A 14,804-nucleotide genomic window follows, 5' to 3' on the forward strand; every position below is an offset into this window, starting at 1 on the left:
CACTTTTATACGGTTTTTTACACTAATTTTCACATTTTTGCAGCAATAAGCGGTTAAATAACCGCTATTAATAATTGATATGACTGCTAATCAAATACGACAAGCTTTTCTTGATTTTTTTGCCTCTAAAGGCCATACTATAGTTTCGTCTGCACCCATCGTGGTGAAGAACGACCCGACACTGATGTTCACCAATGCCGGAATGAATCAGTTCAAGGATATCTTTCTGGGCGAAGCACCCGCAACATCGCCGCGTGTTGCCGATACGCAGCGTTGTCTGCGTGTGTCAGGTAAACATAATGATTTAGAAGAGGTGGGTATTGATACCTATCACCACACCATGTTCGAGATGCTGGGCAACTGGAGCTTTGGCGACTACTTTAAAAAAGAAGCCATTGCCTGGAGTTGGGAATTGTTGACCGAAGTCTATAAAATAGACAAAGACCGCTTATACGTAACCATATTTGAAGGCGACGAAAAAGAAGGTTTACCAAGAGACCAGGAAGCTTTCGATTTCTGGAAAGCTTTTGTACCTGAAGATCATATCCTTCTAGGAAATAAAAAAGATAATTTTTGGGAGATGGGCGAAACCGGTCCCTGCGGCCCGTGCTCTGAGATCCACTATGATAACCGCAGCGATGCTGAGAGAGCCAAAGTATCGGGGGTTACATTGGTAAATGCCGACGACCCGCAGGTTATTGAGATCTGGAACAACGTGTTCATGCAGTTTAATCGGTTGAAAAACGGGTCATTGCAACCATTGCCGGCTCAACATGTGGATACAGGTATGGGCTTCGAACGTTTGGTGCGTGTAATTCAGGGTAAATTTAGTAACTACGATACCGACGTGTTTACGCCGATGATTGATTTCATCGCCGAAAAATCTGGTAAAAAATATAATGCCGAAGCTGTTCCGGGTGATGCCGATTGGAGCCCGGCTGTTGCTATGCGCGTTTTGGCCGATCATATCCGCGCAGTGAGTTTCGCTATTTCTGATGGTCAGCTACCATCTAACAACAAAGCGGGATATGTTATCCGCCGTATTTTACGCAGGGCGGTGCGTTATCAGTATCAATATTTAGGTTTTAAAGAGCCTTTCTTAAATCAGCTGGTGCCGTTGTTGGCAGAGCAGTTTCATGGTGTGTTTGATGAGCTTTGGAGCCAAAAAGATTTTGTACAGAAAGTGATATTGGAAGAGGAGGCTTCTTTCTTGCGTACCCTAGAAAACGGTATTAACCGTTTCAATAATTACATCGGTGACCAAAAAGGAACGCAAATAGCCGGCGCGTTTGCATTTGAGTTGTCTGATACCTACGGTTTTCCATTAGATCTAACCGAACTAATGGCCCGGGAAAAGGGACTGGATGTTGACACCGCTGGCTTTGAAACTTCATTACAAGAACAAAAAACACGTTCTCGCGCTGCGTCAGCGGTTGATACCGGCGACTGGGTTACTTTGAAAGACGAAGACACCACTTTTACCGGTTACGATGAAACCGAAACCGTTGCACACATAACTAAATACCGAAAGGTAACCGCTAAAGGAAAAGATCAATTCCAGTTGGTATTAGATAAAACACCCTTCTATGCCGAAAGCGGTGGCCAGGTAGGAGATACCGGCGAACTGATCTTCCCGGATGGTGAGGTTATTAATGTTACTGATACAAAAAAAGAGAACGGCCTGATTGTTCATTATGTCGACAAACTGCCTGATGATATCGATGATGCTTTAACCGCTATTGTTGACCAAAGCCGTCGTAATAACATCATGAATAACCATAGCGCCACGCACTTACTGCATGCCGCAATGAAACAGGTACTGGGTACGCATGTAAACCAAAAAGGCTCGTTAGTTAATGCGGATTACCTGCGTTTCGACTTTTCGCATTTCGCTAAAGTTACTGATGAGGAACTGGCTCAGATAGAAGCTATTGTTAATGAAAAAGTGCGCGAAAATATCGCCTTAAAAGAAGAGCGTAACGTACCTTATGATATAGCCATCAGCAGTGGTGTCACCGCATTATTTGGGGAGAAATATGGCGACTTTGTACGCGTAATTACCTTCGATGAAAAATTCTCGAAAGAGCTTTGTGGTGGTACGCACGTAAAAGCTACCGGTGCTATTGGGTACTTTAAAATAGTGGCTGAGAGTGCTGTGGCTGCAGGTGTGCGCCGTATAGAGGCTATCAGTGGTATTGCTGCCGAACTATTCATCAATGAGCAAACAAAATTGGTATCGCAGGTTAAAGAGTTGCTTAAAAATCCGAAAGACATCACTAAAAGCATTGAAGATCTATTGGCCGAAAATATTCGCCTGAAAAAAGAGATCGAGAAAAGTGTTTTAGAAAAATCAGCAGGATTAAAAGATGAACTAGCTCAAAAAGTTGAAAACATTAATGGTGTGAACTTTCTGGCTACCCAGGTAGAGCTACCTAATGCCGACGCGATTAAAAATCTGGCTTATAACTTGAAAGATATAGTATCTGATCTGTTCCTGGTGCTAACTGCTGTTATAGATGGTAAACCCAATATTACGGTGATGGTATCTGATAACCTGGTTAAAGACAAAGGCCTGAATGCCGGCAATATCGTGCGTGAACTGGCTAAAGAGATCCAGGGTGGTGGTGGCGGTCAGCCGTTTTTTGCTACCGCGGGTGGCAAAGATGTGGCTGGTTTACCAAGAGTCCTGGACAAAGCGAGAGATTTTATAAAATAATTTTTGTCATTGCGAGCGTAGCGTGGCAATCGCAAGGAGAAAAGCTTTGCAGCGTGCGATTGCCACGCTCGTTCCTCGCTCGCAACGACAATTAATAGATTTAATGCCATTCATTAAATCTTGGTCTATTTAATATTAACCTTATATTTGGCAGGATCAATAGAGTTTTAAATCCGAATTTTACAATATGTCCGTTTTGGAAAAAACAGTGAGCGACAAGTACGAATTAGTTGTAGGTTTAGAGGTCCACGCACAGTTATCTACTTTAAGTAAAGCCTTCTCGTCAGATTCTGCCGCTTTTGGCGCCGAACCTAATCATCATATCAGCGCTATATCTTTAGGGCATCCGGGTACCTTGCCACGTATCAACAAACGCGCGGTTGAGTATGCTGTAAAAATGGGTTTAGCCTGTAATTGCACCATCAATTTGAACAATAATTTTGATCGTAAAAATTACTTCTATGCCGATCTGCCGAAAGGATACCAGATCACCCAGGATAAACAGCCTATTTGCTTAGGCGGCAATATCACCGTCAAACTGTCAAACGGTAATACTAAAAGCTTAGCTATACACCATATCCATATGGAAGAGGATGCCGGCAAAAGTATGCACGATAATCATCATGCCGATTCGCTTATTGACCTGAATAGAGCAGGAGTACCCTTACTAGAGATTGTAACCCAGCCTGATATGCGCAGCAGCGAAGAAGCTGGTCTGTTCCTGACAGAGATACGTAAAATTTTGCGTTACCTCGATATCTGTGATGGTAATATGGAAGAAGGCAGCATGCGCTGCGACGCTAATATCTCTGTGCGTTTAAAAGGCGCTACCGAATATGGTAACCGTTGTGAGGTAAAGAACTTGAACTCTATCCGTAATGTGCAGCGTGCCATCGAGCATGAATTTGTGCGCCAGATAGAAATCATAGAAGCCGGCGGTCATATTGATCAAAATACCTTAAACTTTAATGCCGATACCGGCGAAACATCGGTATTACGCTCTAAAGAAATGGCCAATGATTACCGTTATTTTCCTGAGCCGGATTTGATGCCTTTGGTACTTGATCATGCTTATGTCGAAAATATCCGTCAATCATTACCCGCCTTACCAAGCCAGTTGTATGAAAAATACCTGGAGTTGGGTTTGTCAGACTATGATGCTTCGGTATTGACGGCTGATAAGGAAGTGGCCCTTTATTTTGAAGAGTTGATCAACCACACTAAAAATTATAAAGCCGCAGCGCATTTAATGATGGGGGCGGTAAAATCGTACCTAAATGAAAGTGGCGCACATATAACCGACTTGCAAATTGAACCTGTTAATCTTGCCGGTTTAATTCGGTTAGTTGAAGCGGGTTCTATCAACAATACCGTGGCATCGCATAAATTATTCCCGGCTATGGTCAAATCGCCGGAAAAAACTGCTGAACAACTGGCTGGCGAGCTTAACTTGCTGATTACTGCTGATAGCGATGATGTAACCAAATACATCCAGGACGCTTTAGCCAAGTTCCCGGATAAGGTAATCGAATACCAAAAAGGCAAAAAAGGCGTTTTGGGTTTGTTTATGGGCGAGATTATGAAAAGCTCTAAAGGCAAGATTGATCCACAAGCTACCAATAAACTGTTAATCAAAGAATTAGAATCAAAATGAAGATAAAATTATTAGCGTACAGCGCAGTTGCTGCGGTATTAGTACTAGCCGCATGTAAAGACGGATCGAAATTTAAGATAGTAGGTACAGTAAATAACCCCGGTGATGCTAAAAAGGTTTTCTTATTAGAGGCAGATACCACGCAGATTAATGTGGTTGACTCGGTAGCTCTTGGCGCCGATGGTAAATTTGAGATTAAACATCCGGCAGCTTACGAAAACCTTTACAAATTACGCATCGGCACAGCTATTTTTGACCTTATTGCTAAAGACGGAGAAGTAATTACTTTCACTACGGATTTAAAGGACAAAATACCAACTTATCAAATCACAGGGTCTGAAAATTCTGGAAAAATACAGGAGTTTAACAAAATTAGTGGCACCTGGTTAGAAAAAAACAGAATAGTAACTGATGAGTATCAGGCTAAGGTTGAAGCGATCGGTAAAGAAACAGATTCTTTGATTGCCAAATATCGCCCATTAATAATGGCAAACATGGAAGGTTATGCGCAGGCTGTTTTAAAATTTGTTAATGAGAACAAAAGCTCGCTGGCCTCATTTTATGCGCTGTCTTCACTGGATCAGATTCGTTATGAGCAACAAATGATCAATTATGCAGACGAGGTTAAACAATCACATAAATTTAGTGATAACCCAGCGGTACAGCGTTTTGTAACCGATATGGAAGCGTTAAAATCAACTTCGTTGGGCCATAAAGCGCCTGATTTTACTATCAAAGATCTTGACGGTAAGCCTATTAAGCTATCAGACTATAAAGGTAAATATGTGATGCTTGATTTTTGGGCGTCATGGTGCGGGCCTTGCCGTGCCGAAAACCCAAATGTGGTAAAAGCTTATGCGGCTTATAAAGATAAAGGTTTCAATATCCTGGGCATATCGTTAGACTTAAACAAGCCTGAATGGCAAAGAGCTATCGAAACTGATAAGTTAACGTGGAAACACGGCTCGGATTTGGAGCGTTTTGATGGTCCGACAGAGCATTTGTACCATATTGAAGGCATTCCGTCTAACTTTATTATTGATCCGCAGGGAATTATTGTAGCTAAAAACGTTCAAGGTGAGGCGCTTGAAGACTTTTTAAACAAGACCTTTAATAAGGCTAAATAGAATGTTAAGTCAATTGTATCTATTAACAATTTGTTAATATTAAGTTTACTATAAGCTTTTTTTAAGTACATACTTTTATAACAAATTTAACGATAGTACATGAGCACCTCTACCAAACAAAAAATTTTAATAGTTGACGATGAGCCTGATATTTTAGAGCTTATTGAGTACAACTTAAAAAAAGAAGGCTACCAGGTATTTTTAGCACGCAACGGCCAGGAAGCTGTCACCGAAGCAAAAAGATCATTACCTGATCTGATAGTGCTGGATATTATGATGCCTAAAATGGACGGCATTGAGGCTTGCCGCATTATGCGTACCATGCCCGAGTTTAAAAATACCTTTATGGTATTCTTAACCGCAAGGAGCGAAGAGTACTCAGAAATAGCCGGCTTTAATGTAGGCGCCGATGATTATATAGCTAAGCCTATCAAGCCACGCGCTTTGGTTAGCCGTATCAATGCCATACTGCGCAGAAATGCGCCTGCCGAAGAAGCAAGCGATAACAAACTGGAAATAGGCGACCTGGTAATTGACCGCGAAGCTTACCTGGTTTTCCAAAAAGGCGAGAAGGTAGTATTAGCCAAAAAAGAATTTGAACTGTTATACCTGTTGGCATCAAAACCAGGTAAAGTTTATACCCGCGAGGTGATCCTGAAGAACATTTGGGAAGATTCTGTAGTGGTAACTAACCGTACTATTGATGTACACATACGCAAGTTACGTGAGAAGTTGGGCGATGATATTGTGGCTACCGTAAAAGGTGTAGGCTACAAGTTTGAAGCAGCTTAAATAGAATAACAAGGCCCCGAAAGGGGCCTTTGTCATGCTGTATTAAATTTAAGTTTATAATACAGGTTTTCTTTTAGCCGTTGTTGTTTTTGCTTTCGCAGTAACGGCTTTAACTTTCGTATCGGCCTTTGCTTTTACATCAGTCGCTTCTTTTTTTGCTTTAGCGGTGATGTCTTTTGCTTTTGCATCTGCCTTAGTTTTCACCTCGGCCACTTTAGCTTTTGCTTCTTTCACTTTTGTTTCAGCTTTCGCTTTAGTGTCTTTAGCAACGGCTTTCACTTTTGATGAAACATCTGCCGCTTTAGCTTTAACGGTGCGTGTAGCAGCGCTAACTTTACGGCTTGCGGCTCTTTTTGCAGGGGCCGCTTTTTTAGTGATGTCTTTATATTTGTCTTCGGCTGCGTCTTTTATGTCTTCGGCTTTGTCTTTGGTTCCGTCCCAAAGTTCTTCAATGGTTTCTTTTACCTTTTCGAAAAATCCCTTTTCTTCAGGTTTGGTTGCTTTATCACTCATGATGTTTTTATAGTTAGATATATAATGTGTTTTTTAAAATACAATAACCGCACCAATGGCCGTTTTAAGCGGTTTGCTCGCTTCGGACGCGCCAAAGTGTAGCGTTTACGTTTTAAAAACCGTACTTTTGCCGACTATTATTTTATACATGAAGATTCCAAAATTTGCCGACCTGATACTTTTTGAAGATGATGATCTGATCGTCATTAACAAGCCTGCTTTCATTAGCTCGCTTGATGAGCGTGAGGGCGGTGAGATCAATATCTTGCGATTGGCTAAAGAATATAGTGACGATGCGCAAATATGCCACCGCCTGGACAAAGAGACTTCAGGTGCCCTTATAATAGCCAAGAACCCCGAAGCTTACCGTACGGTGTCTATGCAGTTTGAAAAACGCCAGGTTAACAAGGTTTACCACGCAGTAATTGACGGTACCCATGTATTTGATAAGTTATTGGTTGATTTACCGATATTGAATGTTGGCAAAGGTAATGTAACCATTAGCAGGCAGGAGGGAAAGCGCGCCGAGACCTGGTTTCAATCTATTAGATTTTTTAAACATTACACATTGGTTGAGTGTCGCCCGGTTACCGGCCGCATGCACCAGATCCGCATACATCTGGCTACACAGCGTGCATCCATATCAGGGGATGAAATGTATAAAGGTAAACCGGTTTTTCTGTCGGCCATAAAACGCAAATACCATTTAGGTAAAGATCAGGAAGAGTTACCTATTATGAAACGTTTTGCTTTGCATGCTTACCAGGTTACGTTTAAAAAGATGGATGGGGAATCGATAACTATCCACGCTCCATATCCTAAAGATTTTGAAACGCTATTAAAGTTGTTGGAGAAGTTTGACGCTTAATAATTAGTCCATGGTCTATAGCCCATAGGCCATAGTTATCCTTCAAATCGCTGCTATAAAACCATCGACCATTGTCTATGGACTATCGACTACTTAATCATCACCCCGGGCTTATTAACCACGGGCAGCTTAATAAAGTTACTATCAATAATACTTTCGGGCAGGAAGATGAATTTCTTATCGTAGATCTGGCTGCCAATGTAGTAGCTTAACCAGTACTCATTATTTAAGCCAAAAGTTTGCTCGTCTATTAATTCTATCTGTTTGTAAGAGCCTGCTTCAACCAGTGGGAACATATGGCGCAGGGTAGAGGTTTTTACTTTTTCGCCATCCTTTTCGCCATAACCTTTAGAGGTAATGAGCACATTCTCAATGGCCTCATTTTTTAGGTTGATGAGATATACATGGAATATTTTTGTTTCTATATTCTCACCCTCTAAAGCCACAGCCACGGCAATATCGGTTACATTATTTTCGGGGAGATCTTTGATCATTACGTTATACGTTTGACGTTAAACGTTGTACGTTAATGTTTCAAGTATAAAATCACGTAAAACGTATAACTTACAACGTAAAACCTATTACTACTTTTTCTTAGCAAATTTCTTACCGCCTTTTTTAGGGGCTTTGCTGTCCGCATCGGCCAGGGTTTTGCACTCGGCAAAAGTCAGTGTTAGCGGGTCTTTATCTTTAGGGATTTTAACATTTTGTTTGCCAAACTCAATATAAGGCCCCCAACGTCCGTTCAATACCTTAACAGTTGGATCTTCATCAAATGCCTTGATCAGTTTTTCTGCGTCTTTTTTACGCTTTTCTTCAATCAAAGTAATGGCTTGCTCCTCGGTAACATCCAACGGATCAATTTCTTTTGGCAACGATACAAATGCACTGTTATGGCTAATGTAAGGACCGAAACGACCAATGGCAACCTTCATCGGTTTACCTTCAAACTCACCCACAACTTTAGGTAATTTGAATAGCTCCAGCGCTTCCTCTAAAGTAATGGTCTCGATGCTTTGACCGGTTCTTAAACTGGCATAAGCGGGTTTGTAATCTTTATTATCGTCGCTGGCATTCTCGCCAATTTGTACAAAAGGTCCATAACGGCCAATACGTACCGATACTTTCTCACCTTTTTCCGGGTGAACACCTAAATCGCGCACCCCAGTAGCCTTGTCAGCAGTTTCTATGGTGCTTTGTACATCAGCATGAAACGGCGTGTAAAAATTACCGATCATGGTCGTCCATTCTTCCAATCCGGCAGCAATCTCGTCAAACTGCTTCTCAACTTTAGCAGTAAAATTAAAGTCGACAATGCCATTAAAGTGTTGCACCAGGAAGTCGTTTACTACGGCGCCAATATCGGTAGGAAACAGCTTGCCACGCTCTGCACCGGTATTTTCGATGCGTTCTTCTTTAACTATATTATCGCCTTTAAGCGTCAATACTCTGAATTTTCTTTGTTTGCCCTCGCGCTCTTCTTTAACCGCGTAACCACGGTTTTGGATAGTCGAGATAGTGGGGGCATAGGTAGACGGTCGGCCGATGCCTAGTTCTTCCAATTTCTTAACTAAACTGGCCTCAGTATATCTTGCCGGTGGACGAGAATAACGTTCTGTGGCAGTCATTTCTCTCAGATCCAAACGCTGGCCTTTAGTTAATGGCGGTAGGATAGCGTTGTCGGCATCCTCGGTCTGCGTATCATCCTCTTCGTCGTTCGATTCCAGGTAAACTTTAAGAAAACCATCAAACTTCATTACCTCGCCATTAGCTACCAATTCTTCCTTACGGGTTGATATACTGATCTTTGCGGTTGTTTTCTCAAATTGCGCTTCACTCATTTGTGACGCGATGGCACGTTTCCAGATCAGCTCATACAAGCGTTTCTCGCTATTATCGCCTTCAATGGTATGGTTGTTAAAATAAGTAGGGCGGATGGCCTCGTGAGCTTCCTGCGCGCCTGCCGATTTAGTTTTATATTTTCTATGTTGATGGTATTTATCACCATAAGCGCTGGTAATCTCGCTTGCCGCTGCGTTTAATGCAGTCTCAGACAGGTTTACCGAGTCGGTACGCATATAGGTGATATGTCCGGACTCATACAGTTTCTGGGCGATTTGCATGGTACGCGATACCGAATAACCCAATTTACGGCTAGCCTCTTGTTGTAAAGTTGAAGTAGTAAACGGTGCAGCAGGCGAGCGTTTAGCTGGCTTGGTTTCTAGTGATTTAATATCGAAATCGGCGCCAATGCAATCCTGTAAGAATTTTTCGGCGTCTTCCTGCTTGCTGTAGCGTTCTGCCAACTCGGCTTTAAAAGCTTGTTTACCGGTTCCAAATATGGCGACAATTCTAAACGCAGCTTCTGATTGAAACTTATTGATCTCGCGCTCGCGCTCAACAATTATACGTACGGCTACCGACTGCACACGACCGGCAGAAAGCGACGGCTTAACTTTCTTCCACAAAACGGGCGAAAGTTCAAAGCCCACTAATCTATCCAACACACGGCGTGCTTGCTGTGCATTTACAAGGTCGTAGTTTATTTTGCGGGGATTATCAATAGCGGCCATAATAGCCGGCTTGGTAATTTCATGAAAAACAATACGTTTGGTAGTAGCGTCTTTTAAATTTAAGGTATCAAACAAGTGCCATGATATGGCTTCTCCCTCGCGGTCCTCATCGGATGCTAGCCAAACCATGTCGGCTTCTTTAGCTAATTTCTTTAACTCGCTAACTATCTGCTTTTTATCGGCAGGAACCTCATAGGTTTGTTTAAAATTATTGGCTATATCTATCGCATCTTCCGACTTGACCAGGTCACGGATATGACCGTAGCTTGACTTCACTGTAAAGTCCTTGCCCAGATACCCCTCTATGGTCTTAGCTTTTGCCGGTGATTCTACTATGAGTAAATTTTTAGCCATTTAGTACTTTATTTTTTGCAAATAAAGGATAAAGTAAGCGAAACGCAAACTTTAACCTCCCTTTAATTAGAATGATTTGATTAAAAAGCCCGGATAAGGCATGAAAAGTTACATCAGGAAACCGCCGCCCAAGAGGTCGTTTCCTTCATAAAATACAGCCGATTGCCCGGGTGCCACGCCCGATACCATATGCGGAAAGTCAACCTTCATGTGTTCGCCCATTTGTAAAATGGTGCTTTCGGCACCGGCATCTTTGTATCTTATTTTGGTGATAGCATTTAATGGTTCGGTAATACTTGCATATTTAACCAGGTTAACGTTGCGCACCCAAGCCTGTTTGCGTTGCAATTCATCTTCGGTACCTAAAACAACCGTGTTAGTAACCGGGTCAATTTTGGTAACAAACATGGGTTGACCCAAAGCAATGCCCAAACCGCGGCGTTGACCTATAGTATAAAAAGGATAACCCTGGTGTTTGCCTACTATGGTGCCGTCTGTCAGCGTGAAATTGCCGCCGGCAACACGTTGCTCCAGATCTTCAACCTTATGCCTTAGAAAGGCCCTATAGTCGTTATCAGGCACAAAGCATATTTCGTAGCTTTCGCTTTTACCAGCTAGTTCAACCTGGCCCATGTCAAGCGCCATTTGCCTGATTTCGGGCTTGGAAAAACTACCTAAAGGAAATTTAGTACGCGCCAGGTTTTGTTGTGATACGCCCCAAAGTACATAAGATTGATCTTTGTTTTCGTCTTTACCTTTTGATATTACGTAGCGGCCACTATCCTGTAAGCGAATGTTGGCATAATGACCGGTTGCAATAAATTCACAATCCAGTTTATCGGCACGTTTCAATAAAGCCTCCCATTTTATATGTGTATTGCATAACACACATGGGTTAGGAGTACGGCCGGCAAGATATTCGTCCACAAAGTTGTCAATCACAAAATCGCCAAACTCGCTGCGGATATCTAATATATAATGAGGGAAACCATAACCAACCGCCAAAGCACGCGCATCATTGATGCTGTCCAGGCTGCAGCAACCGGTTTCTTTTGAACTACCACCAGCTGAAGCATAATCCCACGTTTTCATAGTAAGGCCAATAACCTCGTAACCTTGCTCGTGCAACATTACTGCTGCTACCGAACTGTCCACGCCGCCACTCATCGCCACTAATATTCTTCCGTGCTTACTCATATTGCGTGCAAAGATACAGCTTTCAATTTTATTTGACTGCCGGATTTTGGTCAGTAACAGGTAAATATAATTTGGTTGTGCCGTAATATGATAATATCTGTTTACCCAGATAACAAGTATTTTTCTTTAACGAAAGAATAAGTCAAAATGGGAGCAGTAAATGCTATTTGCAGCTGCGTACGAAAAAAATGACGGAGATAATTTGCTTTTTAAACAATTTGAGAATACTCGGGGTAAGTCCTTAAATATCACAATTATACCAAATGAAACGTTTGGTTATCATTATATAAAAAAAACAACAAAAAAGATGTATTTGCGATATCCTAAAGTGCTAATTGTTAATATAATGATAAAAATATTTAAAGGTATTGTAAAATTGGTGGCAGATGATATTTTTGAGATACCCTAATTAAAATTAACATGAAAACAATAGCCCGCCTGTCAATTGAGCAGAAACTACAAGCTGTAATATTATTTATAATATTTGTAGTAGCCATAGTCAATTACATCAAGTTTTAATCCGAGATTTTTTTTAGATAAAAGCTACGAACGAGTTTGTCCGTTGCCTTTTATTAACCATTTATAACTGGTCAGTTCTTGCAGACCCATAGGCCCCCGTGCGTGTAGTTTTTGGGTGCTGATACCAATTTCTGCCCCCAGGCCAAATTGCGCACCATCTGTAAATGACGTGGCTGCATTTACATAAACTGCAGCCGCGTCTACACGGTTCAAAAATTCTTCGGTTACAGCCGCGTCTTCCGCAATAATAGCTTCACTATGTTTTGAACTGTGGCTGGCAATGTGTTCAAGCGCATCCTCAAAACTGTCAATAGTTTTAATGGCCATTTTCATAGACAAAAATTCTATGCCGAAATGTTCAGGACCCGCTTTATGTAGTAGATTGGAAGGGTAATGAACCTGAAGTTGATCATATGATTGTTCGTCTGCAAAGATCTCAACGCCGGCTTTCGCTAAAGGCACTGTTAATTCAGGCAGATCTTTTAAACGCGCGGCATGTATAATCAAACAATCTAAAGCGTTACAAACGCTTACCCGCCGGGTTTTTGAGTTAAAAACAATATTGGTAGCCATCTGCAAATCGCCAGATTGATCAAAGTACACATGTACTATGCCAGCGCCGGTTTCAATTACCGGCACTTTGCTGTTTTTGCGTACGCTGTTGATCAATCCCTGGCTGCCACGCGGAATAATTACATCTACGTACCCAACTGCTTGCATCAATGCTTCGGCTGCATCGCGCTCTTTGGGTAGTAGGGTAGCTACATTTACATTGACGTTGTGGCGGCTTAATACTTTATGAATAATGCCAATGATTGCCTGATTAGAATAAGCAGCATCGCTTCCACCTTTCAATACACACACGTTCCCGGTTTTAAAACACAAGACAAAAACATCAAAAGTTACGTTAGGGCGGGCCTCATAAATTACACCAACAACGCCTAGCGGAACCGAAACTTTTGATATATGCAGCCCGTTTGGCATTGTCTTTTCTGAGAGGATGTGACCCAACGGGTTTTCTAAACGCGATACATCAATAATATGGTTTACAATATCGCGTATGCGGCTGACGGTTAATTGCAGCCTGTCGTAATTTGGATTGGCCGGATCCATATTGTCCAGATCCTTTTGATTTTCGCGCAGCAAATAATGGGTTTGCGACAATGTTTCTGCAGCCAGGTCGGTCAGCAGCAAATTAATAGCATCCTCAGATAAGTTGAAATTTCTTGACGCCAGTTGCGCATTTTCAAAATAGGTAGTATAACTCATGGCAATTAGCTTAACAAGTAAAGGTAATCATAGTGTACCAGCGGCTTTTGGTTTTTTTGGCCGATGCTTTCTTTAGCTTTGTCGGCACCATATTCGGCAATGCCTAAGGCTACTACCTTTTTTTGCTCATCAATAAGCTTAATGATCTCGCCTTTCTTAAAATCAGTCAATACATCAACTAAACCAACAGGTAACAGGCTGGTAGCTTTATTTGAAGTCAGCGCTATTTTAGCGCCCTCGTTGATCTGCACAACACCAGTGGCCGATTTTTCTGAATGAGCCAACCATTTCTTTTTGCCCGATGCGGTTTTGTCCGGGATAAAACGGGTATGGGCAGCGGTGTTATTCAATACATCTATCAGTATATTTTCTTTTGTGCCGTTGGCGATATGTACCGCTATGCCTAGTTTCGCCGTTTTTTGCGCCATGTGTGATTTGGTGATCATGCCACCTCGGCCAAACTGCGACTTGCCTGAAGAGACAAAAGAAGCAAAGTCGACGCCGTTATCTGTCACCTCGGTAATTAATTCTGACCCTGCGTCGCTCGGGTTGCTGGTGTAAATACCATTGACATTGGTCAATATGATGAGTGCCTGCGCATTTAACATGGATGCAATCAAGCCGGCTAGTTCATCATTATCGGTAAACATCAACTCGGTAACAGATACTACGTCATTCTCATTAACTATAGGGATAACCTGGTGTTGTAATAAAATCTCCAGGCAGTTTTTCATGTTGAGATAGTGCTGGCGGCCTTTAAAATCCTCGGTAGTTACCAATACCTGTGAACAAAGGATATCATGCTGCTCAAATAGTTGCGCGTAATTGTTGATGAGCTTAACCTGGCCGATGGAAGCGAGGAGCTGGCGCGTAGCAATAGCATCGTACTTATCAGAAACCGTGATAAGGCTTCGTCCTGCTGCTACAGCGCCCGATGACACCAGGATAACTTCTATGCCTTGTTTCTTTAGTGCGCTGATTTGGGTAACCAACTGACTGATACGGCGCTGGTCTGGGAGACCATTGCTCTGCGTCAAGACATTTGATCCAATTTTCACAACGATACGTTTATAGTTAAAAGACATAGTATTTGATAGAAATATATGCAAATATTGGATTTTTAAATAGATTTTTCCGTGTTTGTATATATAATTTAGTTAAATGTCATTCATTTTACACGATTGTAATATGAAAGTGAATCACTTTGGCCAATTTCTTAATG

Annotated in this window: 11 protein-coding genes; 5 read left to right on the forward strand and 6 right to left on the reverse strand. The window is 41.9% G+C overall.

The window, feature by feature from the left end; genetic code table 11:
* Positions 1–79 precede the first annotated feature (79 nt).
* The 4 genes from alaS (at position 80) to HB679_RS03490 (ending at position 6,289) form a co-directional block, all read left to right on the forward strand.
* Complete coding sequence (alaS, locus tag HB679_RS03475; RefSeq protein ID WP_214070539.1) at positions 80–2,716, forward strand: alanine--tRNA ligase; 2,637 nt, start codon at positions 80–82, stop codon at positions 2,714–2,716.
* 187 nt (positions 2,717–2,903) lie between these two features.
* Positions 2,904–4,370 (forward strand): Asp-tRNA(Asn)/Glu-tRNA(Gln) amidotransferase subunit GatB, encoded by a 1,467-nt coding sequence (gatB, locus tag HB679_RS03480; protein WP_214070540.1) that lies wholly within the window; start codon positions 2,904–2,906, stop codon positions 4,368–4,370.
* The gene (locus tag HB679_RS03485; protein WP_214070541.1) at positions 4,367–5,497 is read left to right on the forward strand and encodes a TlpA disulfide reductase family protein; all 1,131 of its coding nucleotides are present in this window, start codon (positions 4,367–4,369) and stop codon (positions 5,495–5,497) included. Before gatB ends, HB679_RS03485 begins: the two co-directional genes overlap by 4 nt.
* Before the next feature lie 99 nt (positions 5,498–5,596).
* Positions 5,597–6,289: a response regulator transcription factor gene (locus HB679_RS03490; protein ID WP_214070542.1), complete on the forward strand. Its 693-nt coding sequence runs from the start codon at positions 5,597–5,599 to the stop codon at positions 6,287–6,289.
* A 54-nt stretch (positions 6,290–6,343) separates the two neighbouring features.
* Here HB679_RS03490 and HB679_RS03495 read toward each other — a convergent pair whose 3' ends face one another.
* A complete protein-coding gene (locus HB679_RS03495) occupies positions 6,344–6,802 on the reverse strand; it encodes a hypothetical protein (RefSeq protein ID WP_214070543.1) in 459 nt (152 codons plus the stop codon).
* Between the two features lie 148 nt (positions 6,803–6,950).
* Between HB679_RS03495 and HB679_RS03500 the strand changes: the two genes are divergently transcribed.
* Complete coding sequence (locus HB679_RS03500) at positions 6,951–7,670, forward strand: pseudouridine synthase (RefSeq protein ID WP_214070544.1); 720 nt, start codon at positions 6,951–6,953, stop codon at positions 7,668–7,670.
* 89 nt (positions 7,671–7,759) lie between these two features.
* Here the strand turns inward: HB679_RS03500 and HB679_RS03505 are convergent, their stop codons facing one another.
* From HB679_RS03505 to proB, 5 genes are all read right to left on the reverse strand, one after another.
* Positions 7,760–8,164 carry a hypothetical protein gene (locus HB679_RS03505; protein WP_214070545.1) on the reverse strand — a complete coding sequence of 135 codons (405 nt, stop codon included), beginning with the start codon at positions 8,162–8,164 and terminating at the stop codon, positions 7,760–7,762.
* A 90-nt stretch (positions 8,165–8,254) separates the two neighbouring features.
* Positions 8,255–10,597 carry a type I DNA topoisomerase gene (gene topA, locus HB679_RS03510; protein WP_214070546.1) on the reverse strand — a complete coding sequence of 781 codons (2,343 nt, stop codon included), beginning with the start codon at positions 10,595–10,597 and terminating at the stop codon, positions 8,255–8,257.
* 108 nt (positions 10,598–10,705) lie between these two features.
* Positions 10,706–11,794, reverse strand: a complete 1,089-nt coding sequence (gene mnmA, locus HB679_RS03515) for a tRNA 2-thiouridine(34) synthase MnmA (protein WP_214070547.1) — start codon at positions 11,792–11,794, stop codon at positions 10,706–10,708.
* A gap of 543 nt (positions 11,795–12,337) precedes the next feature.
* A complete protein-coding gene (locus HB679_RS03520; protein WP_214070548.1) occupies positions 12,338–13,582 on the reverse strand; it encodes a glutamate-5-semialdehyde dehydrogenase in 1,245 nt (414 codons plus the stop codon).
* A gap of 5 nt (positions 13,583–13,587) precedes the next feature.
* Positions 13,588–14,640 carry a glutamate 5-kinase gene (gene proB, locus HB679_RS03525; RefSeq protein WP_346345129.1) on the reverse strand — a complete coding sequence of 351 codons (1,053 nt, stop codon included), beginning with the start codon at positions 14,638–14,640 and terminating at the stop codon, positions 13,588–13,590.
* Positions 14,641–14,804 lie beyond the last annotated feature (164 nt).

Origin of the sequence: Mucilaginibacter sp. dw_454 (assembly GCF_018449775.1) — a bacterium.
Lineage (GTDB): Bacteria > Bacteroidota > Bacteroidia > Sphingobacteriales > Sphingobacteriaceae > Mucilaginibacter.

Bases quoted from the DNA above. Each gene is read 5' to 3' on its own strand.
- HB679_RS03520 (WP_214070548.1), bottom strand. From the start codon at position 13,582: ATGAGTTATACTACCTATTTTGAAAATGCGCAACTGGCGTCAAGAAAT.
- HB679_RS03505 (WP_214070545.1), bottom strand. From the start codon at position 8,164: ATGATCAAAGATCTCCCCGAAAATAATGTAACCGATATTGCCGTGGCT.
- HB679_RS03495 (WP_214070543.1), bottom strand. From the start codon at position 6,802: ATGAGTGATAAAGCAACCAAACCTGAAGAAAAGGGATTTTTCGAAAAG.
- HB679_RS03490 (WP_214070542.1), top strand. From the start codon at position 5,597: ATGAGCACCTCTACCAAACAAAAAATTTTAATAGTTGACGATGAGCCT.
- mnmA (WP_214070547.1), bottom strand. From the start codon at position 11,794: ATGAGTAAGCACGGAAGAATATTAGTGGCGATGAGTGGCGGCGTGGAC.
- gatB (WP_214070540.1), top strand. From the start codon at position 2,904: ATGTCCGTTTTGGAAAAAACAGTGAGCGACAAGTACGAATTAGTTGTA.
- topA (WP_214070546.1), bottom strand. From the start codon at position 10,597: ATGGCTAAAAATTTACTCATAGTAGAATCACCGGCAAAAGCTAAGACC.
- HB679_RS03500 (WP_214070544.1), top strand. From the start codon at position 6,951: ATGAAGATTCCAAAATTTGCCGACCTGATACTTTTTGAAGATGATGAT.
- alaS (WP_214070539.1), top strand. From the start codon at position 80: ATGACTGCTAATCAAATACGACAAGCTTTTCTTGATTTTTTTGCCTCT.
- HB679_RS03485 (WP_214070541.1), top strand. From the start codon at position 4,367: ATGAAGATAAAATTATTAGCGTACAGCGCAGTTGCTGCGGTATTAGTA.